20 protein-coding genes, 1 pseudogene and 1 riboswitch are annotated in these 23,595 nt (G+C 43.1%); of the genes and pseudogenes, 11 read left to right on the top strand and 10 right to left on the bottom strand.

Features of this window, described 5'->3' with window-relative positions; all coding sequences use genetic code 11:
* Nucleotides 1–272: 272 nt before the first annotated feature.
* Complete coding sequence (locus tag L1D22_RS13775) at nt 273–2,498, top strand: NADP-dependent isocitrate dehydrogenase (protein WP_239830216.1); 2,226 nt, start codon at nt 273–275, stop codon at nt 2,496–2,498.
* A gap of 327 nt (nt 2,499–2,825) precedes the next feature.
* Here the strand turns inward: L1D22_RS13775 and cspD are convergent, their stop codons facing one another.
* Nucleotides 2,826–3,047 (bottom strand): cold shock domain-containing protein CspD, encoded by a 222-nt coding sequence (cspD, locus tag L1D22_RS13770; RefSeq protein WP_004736548.1) that lies wholly within the window; start codon nt 3,045–3,047, stop codon nt 2,826–2,828.
* A 585-nt stretch (nt 3,048–3,632) separates the two neighbouring features.
* Between cspD and clpS the strand changes: the two genes are divergently transcribed.
* Together clpS and clpA are read left to right on the top strand one after the other, a co-directional pair.
* Nucleotides 3,633–3,953 carry an ATP-dependent Clp protease adapter ClpS gene (clpS, locus tag L1D22_RS13765; RefSeq protein ID WP_004737430.1) on the top strand — a complete coding sequence of 107 codons (321 nt, stop codon included), beginning with the start codon at nt 3,633–3,635 and terminating at the stop codon, nt 3,951–3,953.
* 39 nt (nt 3,954–3,992) lie between these two features.
* Nucleotides 3,993–6,266 (top strand): ATP-dependent Clp protease ATP-binding subunit ClpA, encoded by a 2,274-nt coding sequence (clpA, locus tag L1D22_RS13760; RefSeq protein ID WP_176680149.1) that lies wholly within the window; start codon nt 3,993–3,995, stop codon nt 6,264–6,266.
* Nucleotides 6,267–6,511: 245 nt separating this feature from the next.
* Here clpA and infA read toward each other — a convergent pair whose 3' ends face one another.
* From infA to aat, 3 genes are all read right to left on the bottom strand, one after another.
* A complete protein-coding gene (infA, locus tag L1D22_RS13755; RefSeq protein WP_001040192.1) occupies nt 6,512–6,730 on the bottom strand; it encodes a translation initiation factor IF-1 in 219 nt (72 codons plus the stop codon).
* 81 nt (nt 6,731–6,811) lie between these two features.
* Entirely contained in the window at nt 6,812–7,510 is a 699-nt protein-coding gene (locus tag L1D22_RS13750) for an arginyltransferase (RefSeq protein ID WP_239830215.1), read from the bottom strand.
* Nucleotides 7,510–8,220 (bottom strand): leucyl/phenylalanyl-tRNA--protein transferase, encoded by a 711-nt coding sequence (gene aat, locus L1D22_RS13745; protein ID WP_239830214.1) that lies wholly within the window; start codon nt 8,218–8,220, stop codon nt 7,510–7,512. Before aat ends, L1D22_RS13750 begins: the two co-directional genes overlap by 1 nt.
* A gap of 53 nt (nt 8,221–8,273) precedes the next feature.
* On the opposite strand from aat, the gene L1D22_RS13740 reads away from it, so the two are divergent.
* Both L1D22_RS13740 and aroA read left to right on the top strand, forming a co-directional pair.
* On the top strand, nt 8,274–8,729 hold the full coding sequence (locus L1D22_RS13740; protein ID WP_132762763.1) for a glycine zipper 2TM domain-containing protein: 456 nt from the start codon (nt 8,274–8,276) through the stop codon (nt 8,727–8,729).
* A gap of 162 nt (nt 8,730–8,891) precedes the next feature.
* Nucleotides 8,892–10,172: a 3-phosphoshikimate 1-carboxyvinyltransferase gene (gene aroA, locus L1D22_RS13735; protein ID WP_239830213.1), complete on the top strand. Its 1,281-nt coding sequence runs from the start codon at nt 8,892–8,894 to the stop codon at nt 10,170–10,172.
* Nucleotides 10,173–10,232: 60 nt separating this feature from the next.
* Here aroA and L1D22_RS13730 read toward each other — a convergent pair whose 3' ends face one another.
* On the bottom strand, nt 10,233–10,478 hold the full coding sequence (locus L1D22_RS13730; protein WP_017630857.1) for a YciN family protein: 246 nt from the start codon (nt 10,476–10,478) through the stop codon (nt 10,233–10,235).
* Nucleotides 10,479–10,917: 439 nt separating this feature from the next.
* On the opposite strand from L1D22_RS13730, the gene topA reads away from it, so the two are divergent.
* The 4 genes from topA to L1D22_RS13710 all read left to right on the top strand — a co-directional run bounded on the left by topA (nt 10,918) and on the right by L1D22_RS13710 (nt 17,829).
* Nucleotides 10,918–13,548, top strand: a complete 2,631-nt coding sequence (gene topA, locus L1D22_RS13725) for a type I DNA topoisomerase (RefSeq protein ID WP_239830212.1) — start codon at nt 10,918–10,920, stop codon at nt 13,546–13,548.
* 524 nt (nt 13,549–14,072) lie between these two features.
* Entirely contained in the window at nt 14,073–15,302 is a 1,230-nt protein-coding gene (gene glgC, locus L1D22_RS13720; protein WP_080582251.1) for a glucose-1-phosphate adenylyltransferase, read from the top strand.
* Complete coding sequence (gene glgA, locus L1D22_RS13715; RefSeq protein ID WP_239830211.1) at nt 15,292–16,746, top strand: glycogen synthase GlgA; 1,455 nt, start codon at nt 15,292–15,294, stop codon at nt 16,744–16,746. The genes glgC and glgA overlap by 11 nt, the downstream gene beginning before the upstream one ends.
* A gap of 285 nt (nt 16,747–17,031) precedes the next feature.
* Complete coding sequence (locus L1D22_RS13710; RefSeq protein ID WP_017630854.1) at nt 17,032–17,829, top strand: alpha/beta fold hydrolase; 798 nt, start codon at nt 17,032–17,034, stop codon at nt 17,827–17,829.
* Nucleotides 17,830–17,960: 131 nt separating this feature from the next.
* On the opposite strand, the gene L1D22_RS13705 is transcribed toward L1D22_RS13710, so the two are convergent.
* The 5 genes from L1D22_RS13705 to torD form a co-directional block, all read right to left on the bottom strand.
* A complete protein-coding gene (locus L1D22_RS13705; RefSeq protein ID WP_239830210.1) occupies nt 17,961–18,278 on the bottom strand; it encodes a DUF2007 domain-containing protein in 318 nt (105 codons plus the stop codon).
* 46 nt (nt 18,279–18,324) lie between these two features.
* Complete coding sequence (locus L1D22_RS13700; protein WP_239830209.1) at nt 18,325–19,005, bottom strand: TVP38/TMEM64 family protein; 681 nt, start codon at nt 19,003–19,005, stop codon at nt 18,325–18,327.
* A gap of 133 nt (nt 19,006–19,138) precedes the next feature.
* Nucleotides 19,139–19,729, bottom strand: coding sequence for a TfoX/Sxy family DNA transformation protein (locus L1D22_RS13695; RefSeq protein ID WP_239830208.1), 591 nt, complete (start codon nt 19,727–19,729; stop codon nt 19,139–19,141).
* 127 nt (nt 19,730–19,856) lie between these two features.
* Nucleotides 19,857–19,942: riboswitch (cyclic di-GMP riboswitch) on the bottom strand.
* A 170-nt stretch (nt 19,943–20,112) separates the two neighbouring features.
* Nucleotides 20,113–21,117, bottom strand: coding sequence for an HTH-type transcriptional repressor PurR (gene purR, locus L1D22_RS13690; protein ID WP_176680140.1), 1,005 nt, complete (start codon nt 21,115–21,117; stop codon nt 20,113–20,115).
* 314 nt (nt 21,118–21,431) lie between these two features.
* Entirely contained in the window at nt 21,432–22,079 is a 648-nt protein-coding gene (gene torD, locus L1D22_RS13685; protein WP_239830207.1) for a molecular chaperone TorD, read from the bottom strand.
* 286 nt (nt 22,080–22,365) lie between these two features.
* Here torD and torR point away from each other — a divergent pair, with 286 nt between their 5' ends.
* On the top strand, nt 22,366–23,079 hold the full coding sequence (gene torR, locus L1D22_RS13680) for a two-component system response regulator TorR (protein WP_017631175.1): 714 nt from the start codon (nt 22,366–22,368) through the stop codon (nt 23,077–23,079).
* Between the two features lie 173 nt (nt 23,080–23,252).
* Nucleotides 23,253–23,595: pseudogene (locus tag L1D22_RS13675) on the top strand (ISL3 family transposase); the annotation flags it as partial.

Raw genomic sequence — 23,595 nt, 5'->3', positions numbered from 1 at the left:
CTGAAACGAAATTGAGCTATCATTTGCGCGCCTAAAAGACACAAAATAGAACAAGTTTATGGACTCTTAAGCCTGATTTGTTTAATTATACCTACGTGTTTTATTATAACAACGCACTCACGGATTTGGTTCATGCTGTCATTAGATTGCATGAAAAATAAGATAGAGTACGACTATCGAGTAAGCAGTTTTCACTCATAGAGTGGCTTACTGGTCAATTTATAACATTCTCACTATTTTAAGTGAGCTTGTCAGAACTATAGGGAAATTTCATGCCTACTGAAAAACCAACTATCATCTATACCATTACAGACGAAGCTCCGGCACTAGCAACTTATTCTTTGCTGCCAATTATTCAATCTTTTACGGCTTCTTCTGGTATTGACGTTGATACTCGCGACATTTCACTTGCAGGGCGTATTATTGCCAACTTCCCTGACTACTTGAATGAAGAGCAACGTATTGGTGATGCATTAGCAGAACTAGGTGAATTGGCTAAGACACCAGAAGCAAACATCATTAAGCTTCCAAACATCTCTGCATCTGTACCTCAACTTCAAGCAACTATCAAAGAGCTACAGTCAAAAGGCTACGCACTTCCTAACTACCCAGAAGAAGCAAATACTGACGAAGAGAAAGCAGTAAAAGCGACTTACGACAAGATCAAAGGCAGTGCAGTAAACCCAGTACTGCGCGAAGGTAACTCTGACCGTCGTGCACCACTTTCAGTTAAAAACTACGCAAAGAAAAACCCACACTCAATGGGTGCTTGGTCTGCAGATTCTAAGTCTCACGTTTCAAGCATGGACGACAAAGACTTCTTTGGTAGCGAGAAATCGACAACGATTGAAGGTGCTACTGAAGTTAGCATCGAGTTTGTAGGTAAAGATGGCGCTAAGAAAACACTTAAGCCAGCTTTTGCACTACAAGATAAAGAGATCATCGACGCATCAGTAATGAACAAAGCTGCTTTGGTTGCGTTCTTTGAAAAAGAGATCGCATCGGCTAAAGAGCAAGGTGTACTGCTTTCTCTTCACATGAAAGCGACGATGATGAAAGTATCTGACCCTGTGATCTTCGGTCACGCGGTTAAGGTTTACTACAAAGACGTATTTGCTAAACATGGTCAATTGTTCGATGAGCTAGGTGTTGATGTTAACAACGGCATCGGCGACGTGTACGCTAAAATTGCGGAACTTCCTCAAGATCAAAAAGAAGCAATCGAAGCTGACCTACAAGCGGTATACGAGACACAGCCACCACTAGCGATGGTTGATTCGGACCGTGGTATCACCAACCTACACGTACCAAGCGATATCATTGTTGATGCATCTATGCCTGCAATGCTGCGTTCTTCAGGTCAAATGTGGGATCCAGAAGGTAAGCAAAAAGATACCAAAGCAATGATTCCAGATCGCAGCTACGCGAGCATCTACCAAGCGGTCATTGATTTCTGTAAAGAGAATGGTGCGTTCGATCCAACAACCATGGGTAGCGTACCAAACGTTGGTCTGATGGCTCAAAAAGCAGAAGAGTACGGTTCTCACGATAAGACTTTCATCCTAGAAGCTGCTGGTCAGGTTCAAGTGGTTGATGCTTCTGGGGCAGTACTTCTTGAGCAAGACGTAGAGGAAGGCGATATCTTCCGTATGTGTCAGGTTAAAGACGCACCGATTCAAGACTGGGTCAAGCTTGCGGTAACGCGCGCGCGCGCTACAGGTGTTCCAGCTGTATTCTGGCTAGATGCTTCTCGTGCACACGATGCAGAGCTTATTAAGAAAGTAGAAGCTTACCTTCCTGAACACGATACAGATGGTCTTGAACTTAAGATTCTTGCTCCGCTTGAAGCAACTCAATACTCACTAGTTCGCATCAAAGAAGGCCTCGATACTATTTCAGTTACTGGTAACGTACTGCGTGATTACCTAACTGACTTGTTCCCAATTCTAGAACTTGGTACATCAGCTAAGATGTTATCAATTGTTCCACTAATGAACGGTGGTGGTCTGTTTGAAACAGGTGCTGGCGGTTCTGCTCCTAAGCACGTGCAACAAGTAGAGAAAGAGAACCACCTTCGTTGGGATTCTCTGGGTGAGTTCTTAGCATTAGCTGCATCACTAGAGCACTTAAGCGTAGTAACTGGTAACGCTAAAGCACAAGTTCTCGCTGACGCACTTGATAAAGCAACGGGTGAATTCCTAGACAACAACAAGTCACCTTCACGTAAAGTGGGCGAGCTTGATAACCGTGGCAGCCACTACTACCTAGCAGCTTACTGGGCTAAAGCACTTGCAGAGCAAACGGTTGATGCTGACCTAGCTGCGGAGTTCGCGGGTGTTGCGAGCCAACTGGCTGAAAGTGAAGAAGCGATTGTTGCTGAGTTGAACAACGCGCAAGGTGTTGAGGGTGATTTAGGTGGTTACTACCTACTTGATGATGCACTTGTTTCAACACTAATGCGCCCAAGCTCAACATTAAACGCATTTATTGATGCATAGTGATAGGGCTCATCGTTAGCAAGTCATGAAAGTGATTTGTTAACGAATTACTTGGTCGGATGGCTAAGTAATAGATAAAGTCAAAACGAGAGACGCTTTAACGGTAACGTTAAAGCGTCTTTTTTGTTCTTTTGTCATCTCCTAGGCCAGGCTTGGTAGGAATACATCCTCGAACTCATTGTTTAGTGGGTAATCTTAGAGCTCCCAAAACGAAAAAACCGCTCACGTAATCCTGTATTACAGGTATTAAATGAGCGGTTTCAATATTCTGTTTACCTGTCAGCCGTTAGTTACGACTGATGAAGGTTAACATGAGTTGGCATTCGCCTATTTTGCGGCGCTACCTTCTACAGGAACAACAGAGCTAGCGTGCGAGCCTTTAGGTCCACTTTCAACTTCATAGTCGACCTGCTGACCAGCCTTTAAGGTTCGATAACCTTCCATTTGTATTGTGGAGTAGTGCGCGAAAATATCGCCGTCTTCACCTTCTGGACAAATAAAGCCAAACCCTTTGGCATTGTTAAACCATTTTACTGTACCTGTAGCCATGCTATACATCCCTCATGCATTTTGTTACTAACGTTGTTATATCAATTGTTGTAAGTGCGATTGATATCATTCCTATCACCTAAAGAACTTCAGCTGATAGCTTGAATCTCATACATTGCTTACGGAAATTAACGCTACCCTGCGTAATTATTCCTTGTTGTTAAGTTTTAAAGCGTGTTACTGGTTTTAAATCATGTTGCAAAAATGTATTAAAAAACCTTTTAGCTCCAATGTAGCTAATGATTGAGCACAGTCAATAGCAAATTGGTATAAAATTGATCAAATTTAATAACAAATCACATTCGAGATTAACTGCAAACTATTAACTAAATAGTAACTTAGCGGTGATCTTATCGTCAGTGTCAATAGTTGTGGCGTCTTTTTAATCAATCACATATGTTAATCCTGTTAATCGAGATCTTTTATTTGCAGCGATGGAAATGGTGGATTAGGCTCAGTATAGAGGAATATTTTTTGGTACTGTTTCTCGGTGCAGTTTCTTAGTACACCGTAAAGCGTGAATGTGGTAAATTTGGATTAGGCAAACACTCACGACTTCCGAAAAATAACCCTTAGCAAAGCGATATGAGCAGAAACTTTGAATGGGCATCTCCAGGCTCAGATTTACTGGAGAAAGAAGCAACAAAAGTAAAGCCACCGGCAATGTATAACGTTGTGTTAAATAACGATGACTACACGCCCATGGACTTTGTAATCGAGATCCTAGAGCGATTCTTCTCACTAGATATCGAAAAAGCAACGGAAGTGATGCTCAAGGTTCATTATGAAGGTAAAGCTATATGCGGCACATACAGTGCTGAAATAGCGGAAACAAAGGTAGCGCAAGTCACGATGTACTCAAAGGAAAATGAGCATCCGCTACTATGTACAATGGAGCAAGTATAAATTGCTCGAACAACACAGTTGTTCCCTTAGGAGGTACTTATGCTAAATAAAGAATTAGAGTCGAGTTTAAATGGCGCATTTGCTCGTGCGCGAGACAAGCGACATGAATTTATGACTGTCGAACACCTCCTACTAGCATTATTAGAAAATGATGCGGCCAAGGAAGCGCTCCAAGCTTGTCAGGCAGATCTCGATGCTCTTCGCAACGAGCTCGATATTTTTATTGATCAAACGACCCCACTTATCCCTGAAAGCGACGAAACTCGTGAGACTCAACCTACATTGAGTTTCCAACGAGTACTTCAACGTGCTGTTTTTCATGTCCAATCTTCAGGTCGCAGTGAAGTTACAGGTGCTAACGTACTTGTCGCTATTTTCAGTGAGCAAGAGTCTCACGCGGCATATCTTCTTAAGAAAAATGACATTAGCCGTTTAGATATCGTTAACTTCATCTCACACGGTATCACCAAAGCCAGTAACGAAGGAGATAGCGCGTCATCATCTGATTCATTTGGTGGAGCAGAGAATGCCGAAGAAGCAAATTCTGAAGATCGTTTAGAAAATTTCGCGACCAACCTTAACGAAGTTGCGAAACAGGGCAATATTGACCCTCTAATTGGTCGTGACAAAGAGCTTGAACGTACTATTCAAGTCCTATGTCGTCGTCGTAAGAATAACCCGCTACTAGTGGGTGAGGCGGGTGTGGGTAAAACTGCTATCGCTGAAGGTCTTGCATGGCGTATCGTTGAAGGTCAAGTGCCTGAAATTATTCAGAGCAGCGTGATTTACTCTCTAGATATTGGTTCACTGCTTGCGGGAACGAAATATCGCGGTGACTTTGAGAAACGTTTTAAAGCGATTCTTAAGCAACTCGAGAAAGAAGAAGACGCGATCCTATTTATCGATGAGATCCACACCATTATTGGTGCGGGTGCAGCATCGGGTGGTCAGGTTGATGCCGCAAACCTAATTAAGCCGCTATTAAGCAGCGGTAAATTACGTTGCATTGGCTCAACAACTTACCAAGAGTACAGCAGTATTTTTGAGAAGGAGCGTGCGCTATCTCGTCGTTTCCAGAAAATCGATATTGTTGAACCATCATTAGATGATACGACTAAGATTCTGATTGGTCTTAAGCCAAAATACGAAGCTCACCACGAAGTACGTTACACCAACAAAGCGTTGCGTGCAGCCGTGGAACTGTCTGCTAAATACATTAACGAACGCCACCTACCTGATAAGGCGATTGACGTAATTGATGAAGCAGGCGCTCGTAGTCGTCTAGCACCAGCAAGCCGTCGAAAGAAAACGGTAAGCGTGGCGGATATTGAGTCAATGGTTGCGAAAATGGCGCGTATTCCTGAGAAGTCAGTATCGTCTTCAGACAAAGATACGCTGCAGAAACTGGATGACCGCATGAAAATGTTGGTATTCGGACAAGATCCTGCTATCGATGTATTGAGCGAGGCGATCAAGCTAACTCGTGCAGGACTAGGTGCAGACAATAAACCGGTTGGTTCATTCCTATTTGCTGGTCCTACTGGTGTGGGTAAAACCGAGGTTACGGTTCAACTGTCTAAACTGATGGGTATTGAACTGCTGCGCTTTGATATGTCTGAGTACGGTGAACGTCACTCAGTGAGCCGTCTAATCGGTGCTCCTCCTGGCTATGTTGGTTATGACCAAGGTGGTCTACTGACTGACGCGGTAATCAAGAACCCACACTCTGTTGTGTTACTTGATGAGATCGAAAAAGCGCACCCAGATATCTTCAACCTCTTACTGCAGGTCATGGATAACGGCACACTAACTGATAACAACGGCCGTAAAGCGGATTTCCGTAATGTGATCTTAGTGATGACAACCAACGCGGGTGTTGCTGAAACTGAGAAGAAATCGATCGGCCTGATCCAACAAGATCATGCGCCAGACGCGATGGGCGAAATCAAGAAGGTGTTTACTCCTGAATTCCGAAATCGTCTTGATAACATAATTTGGTTCAACAGCTTGGATCCAAGCGTGATTAGCCAAGTAGTTGACAAGTTCATTGTTGAGCTTCAGGTTCAACTGGACGCACGTGGTGTATCTTTAGAAGTTTCTGAAGATGCTCGTCACTGGTTGGCAGACAAAGGCTACGATAAGACCATGGGCGCTCGTCCTATGGGGCGCGTGATTCAAGAGAAGCTTAAGAAGCCTCTTGCGAATGAATTACTATTCGGTAGCTTGGTTGATGGCGGTACGGTTAAAGTATCTCTGAAGAAAGACGAACTTGACTTCATCTATGTTGGTGCGAAAGAAGAGGTTATGCACTAAACAATTGATGAATAGCTCAAAAGCTTAACTATAAAACGCATGACTTAGGTTGTGCGTTTTTTTATGCTTGCGAGATGCGAGATGCGAGATGCGAGATGCGAGATGCGAGATGCGAGATGCGAGATGCGAGATGCGAGATGCGAGATGCGAGATGCTACGAGGTAGGTTTTGCTAAAGGGGCAATGTTCAGGCGATAAAAAACGGAGCCTTAAGCTCCGCTTCTTATTGTATTCGCTAATTAATAATTAACGAGCACGGAAGACGATGCGGCCTTTAGAAAGGTCGTATGGAGTCATCTCAACAGTTACTTTATCACCAGTAAGAATACGGATGTAGTTCTTACGCATTTTACCAGAGATGTGTGCTGTCACTACGTGACCGTTTTCAAGCTCAACACGGAACATTGTGTTTGGTAGAGTATCAAGGACAGTGCCTTGCATCTCGATTACGTCTTCTTTAGCCATCTAATCCTCTTTCGAAATTTGGCGGTTTTCAACGGCTTGATTGTGCCGTTAAAATCAAAATATGTAAAGTTGTCGCGTATTCTACCCTTGCCACCGCTGATTTACTAGCCTTTGATGACGTTGAAATCGTACTTTATAGTTCATCGCAGGGCATTCATCGATTTGATAACCCAAATATAACCACTGTTTTTGCTCTTTCTGGGCATGTTGGATCTGGAATAGAACGCCAAGTGTTCCCATGGATATATCGATATCAGGATCGAAGAAGGTATAAAACGCGCTGGTGCTATGAGCCATAACATCGGTCACCGCAATTCCGATTAACTTGTTCTCGTCATAGATATGCATGAACTTTGTTGTAAGCCACTCATTTTGTGAGAATTGTAGAAACTCTTCTTTCTTTGGTGGATACATGGTTCCCGAACGATGACGAGCGGTAATATAGCGGCTATATAAATCAAACCAGTTGTCATCCATCTTGTCTTTCAATTCCCAACGAAGTGATTTTGCCTTGTTGAGGACGCGTCGTTGGCTCTTAGAAAACTTAACTTCTGGAATAGAAAGACGAATGGCTTGGCACGCTGAGCAATTATCGCAATGTGGCTTATAGATCGTTGAACCGCTACGACGAAACCCGTTGGCAAGTAGAACTTCATAGTTATCTGAGGTGTGCATGTGTTCATCAAGCGTGACTGCCACTCTTTCTTCGAGGTGAGGCAAGTAGCTGCAAGCGTGATTGTCTGTTAATCCAATTCTGATTTGTTGTAAATCTGGATTCATTAAGGCGTTCCCTCTAGCCATTGGCTTTCAAAGCATGCATCGTCAACGGGCGTTTCTTTGAGTAACTGTAGAGAGCTCAGAAACTCATCTCTCTCGACCTCGATAGCGCCTAAGGATTCCAAGTGAGGATTCATAACTTGGCAATCGATGAGCTTGCCACCGAATCGGGTAAAGTGTTTACAAAAGTACCATAGTGCAATTTTAGAGGCATTGGTCTTCAAGCTAAACATCGATTCACCGCAAAAGACTTGGCCTCTTTGTAAGCCATAAAGCCCGCCGATCAGTTCATCGCCTTGCCACACTTCAACAGAATGACAGAATCCTAATGAAGCGAGTTCACAATAGGCCGACTGCATGTCATTGTTAAGCCACGTTTCTTCTTCGGGCCTTAGTGATGAGCAGTAGCCAATCACTTTGTCAGTCGCTTGGTTTATGCTGACACGATAATTGTGTTTTCTTTGAAACTTTTTAAGACTTTTTGACGGTTCGAATGTCTTAGGATTAAATACCGCTCGCGGTGCTGGGCTCCACCAAAGTATAGGCTCGCCTGGGCCATACCATGGAAATATACCTTGGCTATAAGCATTTAAAATTCGCATTGGTGACAAGTCACCACCAAAGGCGAGCAGACCGTTGGGTTCATCAAGCGCGTCGAAGGGCGAAGGAAACTCTATACTAGTAGTATCAAGTTCGGTTAGGTATATAGTCATAAGTACCGCGTTACAGATTAATCACTGACCAAGAGGTCTTTAGGAGTTTTACCATGAAGAAGTTGCTTTGGATTTTACTTGTTTTGCCCATGTTGGCAAATGCAGCTTACAACAGAAACGAAGCTCGACCAGTGAACGAAGTTGTTTATGGTGAGATCGATACGGTTAGATACATCACTCAACAAGAGATCGTTGAATCGAAAGCGAATGGTTGGGAAACCTTATTGGGTGCTGCGATCGGCGGCTTGATCGGTAACCAGTTTGGTGGTGGTACCGGCAAAGAAGTAGCGACGGCTGTTGGTGCCGTCGCTGGTGCAGGGATTGCTCGAAATCGAGGCAATACACAATATAAAATCGAGTACAAACTTGTCGAGTTATTGGTCAAAACCAAAGACAACAAGCTGGTTAACATCATCCAAGATGTCGATAATTCGATGTTGTTTAACCGAGGTGACGATGTGCGAATTCTGTATTTCTCCGATGGTGTACGTGTCGATCTAGTGTACTAGTATATAAATACGATCGATTAGCTAATTAATCACCTTTATAAGGGGGATTAGCTCTGGAGTTCGTCGGAAAAGTTCGTTAGTCTGCAAGTACGAAGAATTATTCATCACCCGAAAATAAATACGCGCCAGTGACTTCGGGTGGTACAAGGACTATAAGATTTAATGGAAAGCCTTACGTTACAACCAATTCAAAAAGTGAGTGGGGAAGTTAATCTACCTGGCTCAAAAAGTGTTTCTAACCGTGCACTTCTTTTGGCTGCACTTTCAACTGGAACGACTCGCCTAACAAACTTGCTAGACAGTGATGACATTCGCCATATGCTCAACGCTTTGACTCAGCTAGGTGTTAACTATCAGCTGTCTGCTGACAAAACTGTTTGTGAAGTAACGGGTGTTGGTGGTGCATTCTCAAGCGATAAAGCTCTTGAACTTTTCTTAGGTAACGCAGGTACGGCGATGCGTCCGCTTGCTGCAGCATTGTGTTTAGGTCGTGGTGAATACGTTCTGACAGGCGAGCCTCGTATGAAAGAGCGCCCGATTGGCCACTTAGTAACGGCACTACGAGAAGCCGGCGCTGAAGTCGAATATCTAGAAAACGAAAACTACCCACCACTGAAGATCACAGGCACTGGTCTTAAGAGTGGAACGGTTTCAATCGACGGTTCTATCTCTAGCCAGTTTTTGACGGCATTTTTGATGGCCGCACCGTTAGCTGAAGGCGAAGTGACGATCAAAATTGAAGGTGAATTGGTTTCTAAACCTTACATCGATATCACGCTACACATTATGAAACAATTTGGTGTGGACGTGATCAACAACGACTACCAAGAGTTCGTGATTCCGACGGGTCAATCTTACACAGCTCCGGGTGACTTCTTAGTTGAAGGCGATGCATCTTCTGCTTCTTATTTCCTTGCGGCAGCAGCGATTAAAGGCGGCGAGATCAAGGTGACGGGTATTGGTAAAAACAGTATCCAAGGTGATATCCAATTCGCTGATGCACTTGAAAAAATGGGTGCTGAAATCGAATGGGGTGATGACTACGTTATCTCTCGTTGTGGTGAGCTAAAAGGCATTGATATGGACTATAACCATATCCCTGATGCTGCGATGACTATCGCAACAACCGCACTGTTTGCGAAAGGCACAACGGCTATCCGTAACGTCTACAACTGGCGTGTGAAAGAGACTGACCGTTTGGCTGCGATGGCAACCGAATTACGTAAAGTCGGTGCTGAGGTTGAAGAGGGTGAAGATTACATCATCGTAAACCCGGTTGCTGAGCTGACACACGCGGCGATTGATACGTATGATGATCACCGTATGGCAATGTGCTTCTCACTAGTTGCTTTGAGCGATACGCCTGTGACCATCAATGATCCTGGTTGTACGTCAAAGACATTCCCTGATTACTTCGACAAGCTGAAAATGCTGAGTCAATAAAATACGAAGTACTTAAAGGTTCAGGAAGTAAAAAGCTTGCCTAAATGGCAAGCTTTTTAATTATTGCTGAAGCGTAAACTCTTTCGAAAGATGGTGCGCTAAGTATTTAAACATGTTAAACACTGCAGTTGTATTTTCTGTCGGCATTCCATTGCTATCTAGGAAGTATTCACCTTTGAAGATGAGTACATCGTCTTTCTCTACTACGCTGTTTGTGCGCATGCCTTCAATGTAGTCATCATGTGATTGGATAATTTGGTTTGCGATAAGCAGTAAATCAAATTCTGCTATTACTTTCTTTGTCATGAGTTTATCTCTGATAACTGAATATAACGTTGAGTTTATGGTGTCGAACTAGAAATTCAATGATTTCACAACCGATTAAGAGAGTCTTTTCGGATATCCACAATTTATTTTGTGATTTACGGCAAAAATAATTGAATGGAGCTCGCGTTAGATTCGCGGACAAGCTTAGTATGAGCCCGTTTAGACGTAATGCCTGATGAATAGGCTCTTGCAAGTATTCTTTATGAGTACTTTATAGCTTCTTTATATTGTGCCCCTTTTATCTATGAGTCGTCGAATTGTCGAGCGATCAGATCCAATTTTGAAAAAAGCGGTTGATCTTCTAGTAATCTCGCACAATAGTAAAAAAAGAAGCAATGAATTTAGAATATCATGCGTAAAAGCCCACAAGTTAAATTGTTGGTGCTGAAGCATCGTGATTAAGGACGTTAGAGTCAATATGGGTAAATCGCTCGTTATAGTGGAGTCGCCGGCCAAGGCTAAAACTATCAATAAATACCTTGGCAAAGACTTTGTCGTTAAGTCGAGTGTAGGTCACGTACGTGATTTACCAACGGCTGGTCAAAGTACTGGTAAAAAGGCTGCTGCAGTTTCAACAAAGGGTATGAGCCCAGAAGAAAAAGCTCGTATCAAGAAAGAAAAAGATCGCAAAGCTCTTATCAAAAAAATGGGTATCAACCCGTATAAAGAGTGGGAAGCGAACTACCAAATACTACCTGGTAAAGAAAAAGTCGTTGCTGAATTGCAAAAACTGGCTGAGAACGCAGACCATGTTTATCTCGCAACCGATTTGGACCGCGAAGGAGAAGCTATCGCATGGCACCTTCGTGAGATCATCGGTGGCGATGAAACGCGATACAAGCGAGTGGTTTTTAACGAAATCACCAAGAATGCTATTCAACAAGCTTTCGAAACTCCAGGTGAGCTGAATATTGATGGCGTAAACGCACAGCAAGCACGACGTTTTATGGACCGTGTTGTTGGCTTTATGGTGTCACCTCTGCTTTGGAAGAAAGTAGCACGTGGCCTATCCGCTGGCCGCGTTCAATCAGTAGCTGTAAAACTATTGGTAGAGCGTGAGCGCGAGATCAATGCCTTTATCCCTGAAGAGTTCTGGGATGTGCACGCTGATACCAAAACAGCAGAAAAAACCGACTTCAGACTGCAAGTTGCACAGAAAGACGGTGTTGCGTTTAAACCTGAAAATGAAGCGCAAACCCAAGCTGCAGTTAGTGTTTTAGAAAAAGCGCAATACGAAGTATGTAAACGTGAAGACCGCCCAACGAAGAGTAAGCCGTCTGCACCTTACATTACATCGACGCTGCAACAAGCGGCGAGTACGCGTCTTGGTTACGGCGTAAAGAAAACCATGATGCTGGCTCAACGTCTGTATGAAGCGGGTTACATTACTTATATGCGTACTGACTCGACCAACTTGAGTTCAGAAGCGGTAGAAGCCGCTCGTGAATATATTGGTTCTGAGTTTGGTGCTCAATATCTTCCACCGAAAGCACTGGCATACGGCAGCAAAGAGGGCGCTCAAGAGGCCCACGAAGCGATTCGTCCTTCAAGTGTAGATGTTAAGTCGGAAGATCTAAACGGCGTAGACGCAGACGCACACAAGCTTTACTCGCTGATTTGGAATCAATTTGTTGCGTGTCAAATGACACCTGCACAATACGACTCAACAACGGTAAGCGTTAAAGCTGACGAGTACACGCTAAAAGCGAAAGGTCGTATTCTTAAGTTCGATGGTTGGACTCGCGTTCAACGCCCAATGGGTAAAAACGAAGATACAATTCTTCCAGCAGTTCAAATTGGCGATAAGCTTGACCTGATTGCTCTAGACCCTAAACAGCACTTCACTAAGCCACCGGCACGTTTCACTGAAGCGGCACTTGTTAAAGAGCTTGAGAAGCGTGGTATTGGTCGCCCTTCAACGTATGCATCGATCATCTCGACGATTCAAGATCGTGGTTACGTGAAAGTTGAACAACGCCGTTTCTATGCTGAGAAAATGGGTGAGATTGTTACTGACCGTCTAGATGGCAGTTTCAATGACCTAATGAACTATGACTTTACAGCTCGTATGGAGCAAAAGTTAGACCAAATTGCTGAAGGCGAAGCTAGCTGGAAAGGCGTGCTGGATAACTTCTTTGAAGATTTCACTGGCGATTTGGAAAAAGCGGATCTTGATGAAGATGCGGGCGGCATGAAGCCAAACCACATCGTAGAAACCGACATTGAGTGTCCGACTTGTGGTCGTAAGATGGGTATCCGTACTGCTTCGACAGGCGTATTCCTAGGCTGTTCTGGCTATGCACTTCCACCAAAAGAGCGTTGTAAGACAACAATCAACCTTGGTGACGAAGAAGGCATTATCAACGTGCTTGAAGAAGACGTTGAAACAGCAGCACTTCGAGCTAAGAAACGTTGCCCTATCTGTGAAACGGCAATGGATGCTTATCTGATTGATGATAAGCGTAAGATGCACGTATGTGGTAACAACCCTAACTGTGAAGGTTATGTGGTTGAGCACGGCGAGTTCAAAGTGAAAGGCTATGATGGTCCGCTTGTTGAGTGTGACAAGTGTGGCTCTGACATGGTTCTAAAGAACGGTCGTTTCGGTAAGTACATGGATTGTACCAATGACGATTGTAAGAACACTCGTAAGATTCTAAAGAATGGCGAAGTTGCGCCACCAAAAGAAGACCCAGTGCACTTCCCTGAGCTTCCATGTGAAAACTCAGACGCGTACTTCGTGCTTCGTGACGGTGCTTCTGGTCTGTTTATGGCGGCGAGCAATTTCCCTAAATCACGTGAAACACGTGCGCCATTAGTGGAAGAGCTGGTTCGTTTTAAAGACCGTATTTCACCTAAGTTCCAGTACCTGACGTCAGCACCAGTCGCTGATCCTGATGGTAAGCCAGCAGTGGTTCGTTTTAGTCGTAAGACAAAAGAAAACTACGTTCGTACTGAAGTAGATGGAAAACCATCTGGTTGGACCGCACTGTATATCGACGGTAAATGGGAAGTTACGGATAAACGTAAAAAGCCCAAAGAAAAGTAACTGAAGATTATCGATTGAAAAAGCAGCCACTGGCTGCTTTTTTTTGATCTAAATATGACTAATTATGCAACCTGTTGAGTTGGTGTTTCGTCTGCGAAAATTTATTAAATTCACAACGTAAAATAAATGATGGCAATTAATCAAATCTTCTTATGCAACTTTAACGAGAATGTAACTTAATTAAAATATTGTAAGTCACAGTTCAGTGTTTAGTTGTATACCTGATGTGTGTCGGGTGTTAATGTAATGTTTCGCTCAGACGGTGTAATGTGAGCTGCTTTAAGTCTTAGGAAAGCAATCAGCTTACGTAGCACAGAATGGCGTATTAAAAATTGAAATCGGCAGGAAAGTCGATAACGTATATAAAACCAAGTGCAAAGAATAGTGCACGGACAACAACGTTTGGCTTAGGATACTGTCACTGTATGTGAATGGATATTCGCTAAGTACCGAAATAAGTGTTGGTGCTCATCCCCCAGAGGAAGATACCTCTACGAGTACTGACATCGACAAGCTATAAATATATGGAGAATAAAATGGCTGGTGTATTGGGAATGATTCTTGCTGGTGGTGAAGGCTCTCGCTTAAGACCTTTAACTGAATCTCGCAGCAAACCCTCGGTTCCTTTCGGTGGTAGTTACCGCTTAATTGATTTCGCTTTGAACAACTTCGTTAATGCTGATCTTATGAAGATCTATGTATTAACACAATTCAAGTCACAATCCCTGTTCCACCATATGAAAAAAGGCTGGAATATCAGTGGTATAACAGACCGTTTTATCGACCCGATTCCTGCACAGATGCGTAAAGGAAAGCGTTGGTATGAAGGCACAGCAGATGCTATCTACCAAAACATGGGCTTTATGGAGTTGGAAGAACCTGATCAAGTATGTATTTTTGGTTCAGACCATATCTATAAGATGGACATCAAACAGATGCTTGATTTCCATAAAGAGAAGAAAGCGGCTCTAACAGTATCAGCATTGCGCATGCCGCTTGCTGAAGCATCAGAATTCGGTGTTATTGAGGTTGATGCTGATGGCCGTATGATTGGCTTTGAAGAGAAACCTGCAAATCCGAAGTCGATTCCGGGCGATCCAGAATCAGCGCTCGTTTCTATGGGCAACTACGTGTTCGAAGCGAAAGAACTTTTTGCTGAACTAACGGAAGATGCTGATAGAGAAGGTTCGACACACGATTTCGGCAAAGACATTATTCCAAACATGTTCCCACGTGGTGATGTGTTTGTTTATGATTTTAGCACCAACCGTATTACTGGTGAGAAAGAAGAAGTTTACTGGCGCGATGTAGGTACTATTGATGCGTACTGGCAAGCGCACATGGACCTTCTTAAGAAAGATGCACCATTCTCGCTATACAACCGTAAATGGCCTCTACACACTTACTACCCGCCACTACCACCAGCTACGTTTACTGATTCGGCAAATGGTCGAATTCAGATCATTGATAGCCTTGTGTGTAGCGGTAGTTATGTACGTGGTTCGCGTATTGAAAAGAGTGTATTGGGCTTCCGCAGCAATATCGCATCAGCGTGTGACATTAGCGAAAGTATCTTACTCGGTGATGTAAAAGTGGGTGAGGGTTGTATCTTGCGTCGCGTTATCATTGATAAAGATGCAGACATCGCTCCGGGTACACAGATTGGTGTAAATCTGACAGAAGATAAAAAGCATTACCACGTCTCTGACGATGGTGTCGTAGTGATTTCTAAAGGAGCACGAGTTGGTTACTAAGACTCTCTCGGTACTTTTTGTAGCGTCTGAGGTTGAAGGCTTGATTAAAAGTGGTGGCTTGGCTGATGTAGCTAAGGCACTGCCGAAAGCGTTGCAAACACTCGAACAGGACGTTCGAGTGACTATCCCTGCATATAGAAACATTCCAAACATTGATTCAGCAGAAGTTATTTTATCGACTGAACTCGATCATTGGCCTCATACGGCTTACCAAGTTCAAAAACTGAGTGTAGAAGGCGTTTCAGTTTTTGGTATTGAATGTGCCAAGTATTTTGACCGCCCGGAAATGTACGCAGAAAATAACGAAGCTTACGCTGATAACGGAGAGCGCTTCTCGTTCTTCAGTGCAGCATGTCTTGATATGCTTCCAAAGCTTGGCTTCCAACCTGATATCATTCACGCGAACGATTGGCATACTGGTTTTGTGCCTTTCTTGCTTAAATCGCGTTATCAACAGCACGACTTTTTTGAAAATACGCGCAGTGTGATCTCAATTCATAATGCGGTTTTCAAAGGTGTGTTCTCTTACGATGAGTTGCAGTCTCTTCCTGAGATGCACAGCTACAACGTTCCAGAAGCTTCGGTAAGTGATACTCATGTCACCATGCTAAAAGCCGGTGTGATGTGTGCCGACAAAGTGAATGCAGTAAGCCCAACCTATGCAGAAGAGCTCAAAACTGAGCTTGGTAGCCATGGTATGGCAGCAGAGTTCCAACACAGAGCTTCTGACTTAGTCGGTATCCTGAATGGCTGTGATTATGGCGCTTGGAATCCTGAAACGGATGCTTTTTTGCCTCGTAAATACAAAGCAACTAAACATAGCATGGTTCGCGGAAAATCAGCTTGTAAGCAAAAACTGCAACAAGATGTAGGTTTGCCAGTCATCGACTGCGCTTTGTATGGCATGGTTTGTCGTCTGACGAATCAAAAAGGCGTGCATTACTTATTGCCTATAATCGAGCAGTTTTTAAAGAACGATCTTCAGATCGTGATTGTAGGAACAGGCGATCCAGTGCTGGCGAGTCAATTGAAAGAGCTATCGGCACGTCACTCAGACAAGTTCTCGTTCGTAGAAGCATACAACAACGAGCTAGCGCACTTGGTTGAAGCGGGCTCCGATTTCTTCTTGATGCCTTCTGAATTTGAACCTTGTGGTTTAAACCAGATCTACAGCATGGCTTACGGTACCTTACCGATTGTTCGTTCTGTGGGTGGTTTAAAAGACAGTGTGAATGATTACGATCAGGATCCTGAAGTAGCGACTGGATTTGCTTTTGAAGAGCCGACGCCGCAAGCGTTATTGGCTGTACTGCATCGTTCATTACTGCTTTATGCACAAAACCCATCTGAAATTAAGCGTGTTCAGCTTTATGCTATGCAGAAAGATTTTAGTTGGGAAGATGCCGCAAAAGAGTATCTTGCGATGTATCACTCTGCATTTTAGCGCTCTGTTTTAGCTTCTAAAATTAGCGGATGTACGGCAATTTTCTTTAATGAAAGAGGCGCTCTAATCATAGGGTGCCTTTTTGTTTTCTGGTCAGATCACATCACGTTTACAAAGACAAAGCTTGCAAACTCATTTCAGTCAGGTAGAAAAGGTGAGGTTGGTATTCACATGACTAATGACAGGTTTGACACTATTATCACTTAAAGTTCTTAATTGCGTGATATCCTTAGTCATCGCCTCGTGATGAGGCATAGCTCCATTTTAATAATTAAAGCGATAGGTATGTCTGAGAGTTTATTATTTCATAAAACATTTACTCACCCTACTAGCGATGAGTGGGTTGTATTTGTGCATGGCGCTGGAGGCAGCTCCTCTATCTGGTTTAAGCAGATCAAAGCGTATAAGCAGCACTTCAACTTGCTTCTCATTGACCTGAGAGGGCATGGTAAATCAGATAACATACTTAAAGAGCTGATTTCGAATCGTTATACGTTCAAATCGGTCACGCTCGATATCCTTAAAGTGTTAGATCATCTTAAAATTCGTTCTGCACACTTCGTGGGTATGTCTCTTGGGACTATTATTGTTCGTAACGTTGCAGAGCTAGCAGCAGGCCGTGTTCGCTCAATGGTTCTTGGTGGGGCGGTAACCAAACTCAACACTCGTTCGCAAGTATTGGTCAAACTCGGTAACCTGAGTAAGCACATCATTCCTTACATGTGGCTGTACAGCCTATTTGCTTACATTGTAATGCCGCAAAAAAGCCAGAAAGAATCGCGTCACTTGTTTATCCGCGAAGCTAAAAAGCTTTGTCAAAAAGAGTTTAAACGTTGGTTCATCCTGACGGCTGATGTAAACCCTCTGATGAAGTATTTCAAAGATAGAGAGCTACCAATCCCGACTCTCTACTTGATGGGAGAGCGTGACTACATGTTCATCAAGCCCGTTAAAGAAATGGTTGAGGCACATGAGTCGAGTGAACTGGTCGAAATCGCAAACTGCGGTCACGTGTGTAATGTTGAAAACCCTGAAGAATTCAATCAACATTCTATCGAGTTTATCCAAAAGCAAATCCAGTGATCTTCTAGGTTCATTCTCTAAGCCGAGAGTTAAATCGAATTGAAATAAAAACGGGAAGCTAACTAAGTTAGCTTCCCGTTTTTTATTTGGAGGAGGTATCTGACCGAATCTCAGAGTGTTGTCGTAAGGTATTATTCAGGAGAGGCTGCGCCACACTGCCAACAAGAACCGAATTGTGCTTCATTGACTTCATGACACTCGCCACAACGCCACTCTTCATAGATGATCGAATCTTGTTGTTTTTGGTAGTCATTGACAATAGTACGGGCTTTACTGGCTAATTCTGGCTCATATAACCATACGTAAGGGTCAGTTTCTTCGGTAAACGGGATTTCCCCTTTTAAACCAAACAAACCTTCACCACGGACTTCACACGCAATATTCTCACTTTCTAACAATCCACAGATGATATGGGCTTCTGTTGGATTCGATGCACTGTAGATTTTCATTGAGATAGAACCTTATTTGGCTTTAGGTGTTCGTCAGCTATATACGTTATTCAGCGACAGGTGTTGAGCGAAACTTGCTCATCAACCGTTTGGCAATAATTGGGAATACACCCAATAATGCAAACGATAGTAGTACTGAAGGTGAAACGATACCTGAAAGTGAATCAATTTCTGCGAGTTGAGTACCAGCATTCAAGAAAACAGCCGTACCAGGTAGCATGCCTATTTGGCTCGTAATGTAGTAACGAGAAACTGACATTGGGGTTAAACCCATCAGTAGATTGATAAGGAAAAACGGGAAGACAGGAATTAGGCGAAGCGAGAATAAGTAAAATGCCCCGTCTTTTTCTACGCCCTTGTTAATCGTTGCTAATTTGTCACCAAATTTGGTTTGGATCCAATCACGTAACAGGTAACGGCTACTCAGAAAGGCGAGGGTAGCACCAATAGCGCTCGCGAAAGATACCAGCAGTAAACTGTTCCAGAAGCCAAATAGTGCGGCCCCTAAAAGCGTGACAACTGCAGCACCAGGAATAGAGAAAGCAGTGATCATTACGTACGCAACAAAATAGATAGCAGTGGCGGCAATAAAGTTGCTGTCAATGTAGTCATTTAAAACGGCTTGTTGGGCCTTGGCGTTTTCAAGCGTTAGGTACTGGCCAAAATTGACGCCTAACAAGATGATGGTTACGACCAACACAATACCCAATATCATTTTCTTACTCATTGATACTTCCTCTAATTTTCAATGCATACCATTAGTATAGATAGACAGGCAAAGCGTAGATTAACTTTCAGCAGATATAAAAAAAGCCGCAAAAAATGCGGCTTAGTTATATAAGTAGTTTGAACTGACAAAGTTAATTGACGCGATTGATAAGCTCTTCGCGACGCTGCTGCGGTATAACAGACCAATGTGTACCATTGATCGCACCTTCTAACGCCCACAGCAGTTCAATACTGACAGAAGACGCATGCGATTCTTTGATGGCGTTAAATGCGTTTACAGAGCCAGATTCATATAAACGTTCTACAGAATCGATCCCCGCCTTTTTCAACATACGCTCGGTAGCGAGTCGAAGATTCGGTAGATCTTTGAGTCGAGTTGGCTTAGCAGAAGACTGTTCAGCTTTTTCTTCTTTAGCGAAACCCAGAGACGTCGTTGCAAGTTCCAAGATTTTCTCTTGGTCTTGCCACAGGCCTTTAGGTAAAGCGAAATATTTAGTAACGACAGGGAAACCACGTTTTTTGTAGACGTACGGTTGAAACCCTTGTTGTTCGAATTGCTTCGTTGTGCATTTGTCTGCCCGTATATGCAGCTGGTCATTAACAACCAGAGCAAACATAGTGTCATCAGCAAAAAGACCGAATCCACCAAACATTGAGCGTGACTTAATTTTTCCTAGGGGCTCAAATAACTTCATTGAGTCCTTTAGTATCGGTTTATCCATGTTATTTATCTCGGTGTATTTGAACTACGCCACCAAATAAGCAGGTCCGAGAGATTAGCAAAATGTTGCAATTAAATTGTCAATAGGCTGTAAATTACTAAATTGTCAGTAGTTACTGCATTTTGCCATCGGTAACCCCGCTACCATACCAACGAGTGGTTTAGGCCGGAAGCTTTGCGTCCCACTTTTTCAAGTGGTTTGCCCTGTGCGTGACTGATTGAATAGAATAAAGTTTTTGTTGAATGAGGCTCACACTTGTTATTTCAAAGTGTGATATTGCTTCAATTAATGATCTTTCTATTGTGCATATAGGTTCATTGTAGTTGTTGATAAAAAAAGCGCACCCAAAGGTGCGCTTAATGAAATAAAACTCGTTTTATCAATTAATTTAACGTTTTAACTGTACTTCGCTCAACAATCTCAGGGTGCATTTCGAAGACACGCTTCTCGTGATCTTTGTCTTTTATACGTTCTAATAAAATCTCAAATGCATTTTTACCAACACGACGTTTAGGTTGGTGAACCGTTGTTAACGGTGGAGAGAAGTACTCAGCCAGTTCGATGTTGTCGTAACCGATCACTGAAATATCTTCAGGGATACGGATGCCTTTTTCTTGCAGTCGGCTCATTAAGCCCAGAGCCATTGTATCGTTGAAACAGAATACCGCTGTTGGGCGATCTTTCATTTCGACGATTTGCTCTGCAGCAAGAACAGCAGTATCACACTCGAAGTTACCTTCAATGATCATGTTGTCATCGGCAGTAATCTTAGCTTCATTGAGTGCGCGTTTGTAACCTGCGATACGTTCTACACAGGCCGCTTTGTCTAAGTGGCCACTTAAACAAGCAATCTTAGAGTGACCGCGCTCAATAAGGTATTTGGTTGCTAGGTAGCCACCTTCTTCAGAGTTATCGATGATCTTGTCAGCTTGAGAACTCTCTGGGCCCCAGTCCATAATCACTTTAGGGATGTCAGCGTGACGATCTAACATCTCTCTTAGTTCTTCAGTTAGGTCTGAACACATAACTAAGATGCCATCTACACGTTTCTCTGCAAGCATTCGAATGTAGTCACGTTGCTTCTCATAGATACCACCCGTGTTACACAGGATCAAAGTGTAACCTTGACGGTAGCAGTAGCTCTCAACACCATCGATAACTTCAGAGAAGAATAGGTTGGTTGATTGAGTAACAAGCATGCCGATAGTGCGTGTTGTATTGCACTTCAAACTACGAGCAACCGCGCTTGGTGCATAGTTCAGTTCATCTACGGCTTTGTTTACTTTTTCTTGAGTCGCTTCTGCAACAAAACGTGTTTTGTTGATTACGTGAGAAACGGTTGTTGTTGATACGCCGGCTAAGCGAGCGACATCTTTTATAGTGGCCATGGTTTTATCCTATTAGAAGCTACTTTCCCAAAGTACGGAATGAAGTAGCCGTTAAGCTACCTAACTAAGAGCTTAAATTTGTAGGGCTCTTTGGGTACTAAAGTGCTAAAAAACAAAAAACCGCTATGAGCGGCTTGTCTTAACACCGAAATGCTCTGAACTTTAATAAGCATAGCATTTCGTGAATGTTTCATATTTTATCGTTTGCGGTCACAATTTTAGACTGACTAGAAATTACTCGCAATAAAATTCACCCAGAAATCCGGGTGAATTGTCACATTCTACTGAATTTATTTACTTAGTCGCCCAATAAGCTATTCACCGGCTAAATATTGAGTGTCCAATTGACAGAATGCGAGTAGCAGAGATGAGACTGAAGCGTAGAAACCGAATTCATCAACGTCATGACATTTAACGTTGAATTTTGGTACCCAAGTTAGGAGTTGTTGCTCGATAAACTGTTGTTGAACAGCAAATGATTTCTCTAGCTCTTCTTCAAGCTCTGTTTCGTTAGAACGGATGATCAAGTTACCAAGGAAATCGAGTTCGATAGCAATGTGGTCTGCTGGCTCTTTCAGGTCTTGGTTAACCACTAAATTGTGTTTAGCCATGATCTCTTCCATCTCTTTTGCAGGCTTATCGTTTAATAGGCCAGTCTCACCGATGTACATAGAAGCGTATGGAAGGGCACCATGTTTATCTGTCTTTAAGAAAAGGTCACAAAAGTCAGCAGACAGTTCTAGCTGAGCGTCTTCACGTGTTTGCAGACGATTTAGCGCATCAACTAAGCTATCAATCGCAGGCTTTAGTGTTTCATTTTCACCTAAACCAGTTAGGAAAGAACGAATCTCAACAGAGTGGTAGTGATCGAGTTCTTCTTGAGTGAGCTCTTTGGCGAATAAGCTTGATAGCCACCAGTAGATTTCTGCTCTTTGCTCGTTGAACGCTTTCGTATCTTTCATTTCTTGGATCCTGATTTAGTCTTGCGGCGTTTGTATACTCAATATCGTCAAGTGATTTGGGATATAAACACCAAGGCTGAATAACAAGGTTATTTGCGAAACGCAAAGTTACTCGTTAGTAGTAATGCCTATATTGAATTGCGATGGGCGATAAATAGCAAGGTTTAAGATTGTCTTGTATCAAAAAAGATTCATCTTTCTGGCTTTTATCTTCTGTAACACTAGAATTGTTACTAGTTATGAATAGAATAGTTACTGAAACTATTAAATAAGAAAAGTGGTGTAGATGAGCTATCACGTATTAGTCGTAGAAGATGATGTGGTAACCCGCAGTAAACTGGTTGGATACTTCCAGAACGAAGGTTACACAGTGAGCGAAGCAGAAAGCGGCGCTCAAATGAGAAACGTGTTAGATGAAAACAACGTTGACCTCATTATGCTGGACATCAACTTACCAGGCGAAGATGGATTGATGCTAACTCGCGAATTACGCAGTCAATCAGACATTGGAATTATTTTAGTTACTGGACGCACGGATAGCATCGACAAAATCGTTGGCCTTGAAATGGGCGCGGACGATTACGTTACTAAACCTTTCGAACTTCGCGAGTTATTGGTTCGAGTTAAAAACCTACTTTGGCGTATTTCTGCCGCTCGTAAAACGGCAGCAGGCGCAGTAGAAGAAACATCAGACGAGTCTGTGGTTCGTTTCGGTGAGTGGACATTTGATATCCCTCGTCGTGCGCTAAGCAAAAACGGCGAGCCAGTGAAGCTGACTAAAGCTGAATATGAACTGTTGGTGGCTTTGTCTTCTTACCCTAACCAAGTATTAAGCCGCGAGCGTATTCTGAATATGATCAGCCACCGAGTGGATGCACCTAACGATCGTACAATCGACGTACTGATTCGTCGTATGCGTGCAAAAATGGAATTCGACCCTAAGAACCCACAAATCTTTGTGACGGTTCACGGTGAAGGTTACATGTTCGCTGGTGACTAATGTTCTTCGTGAATTTCTAGTCAGCAACGACATATGAACGAAAAAGCCGAGACATCATTGATGTCTCGGCTTTTTTATGGTTCATCGCGGATTAGCGGGAACTAAAAACAAAAACGGTAGTAAGTGATATGGTTTAGTCGCCAAACAAAAATCATACACAAACTACCGTTTTCATGCCGAATCATACTTTCCTATCGTCATTCTGGGAAGGCTTTAAAATAGTAAAGTCTCACCAGACAGCATCACTTATTACACTAACTCTTAAACCGAACTCTGAGGCTAAATGCTTTTGCGGTCTTGAAGCCGAGGCTATCCATGAGTATCAATGGCGTCATGTGAAAGAGGCCATGTTGCTCGGTGTTCCTGTCGAACTTTCCGTTCAAACTCGAAGGATTAAGTGTCGTGACTGCGGCATAAAAACAGAGTCTCTATCTTGGTTGGAGCCTTATGCTCGTATAACGAAGCGCCTAAAAAGCTATATAGAACAACTACTGCCTCTTCTTCCCATTAAGCATA

Origin of the sequence: Vibrio sp. Isolate34, from assembly GCF_022397915.1 — a bacterium.
Taxonomy (GTDB): Bacteria; Pseudomonadota; Gammaproteobacteria; order Enterobacterales; family Vibrionaceae; genus Vibrio.
The sequence above is the reverse complement of the archived record's forward strand: the minus strand, read 5'-3'. Positions and strand labels throughout refer to the sequence as shown.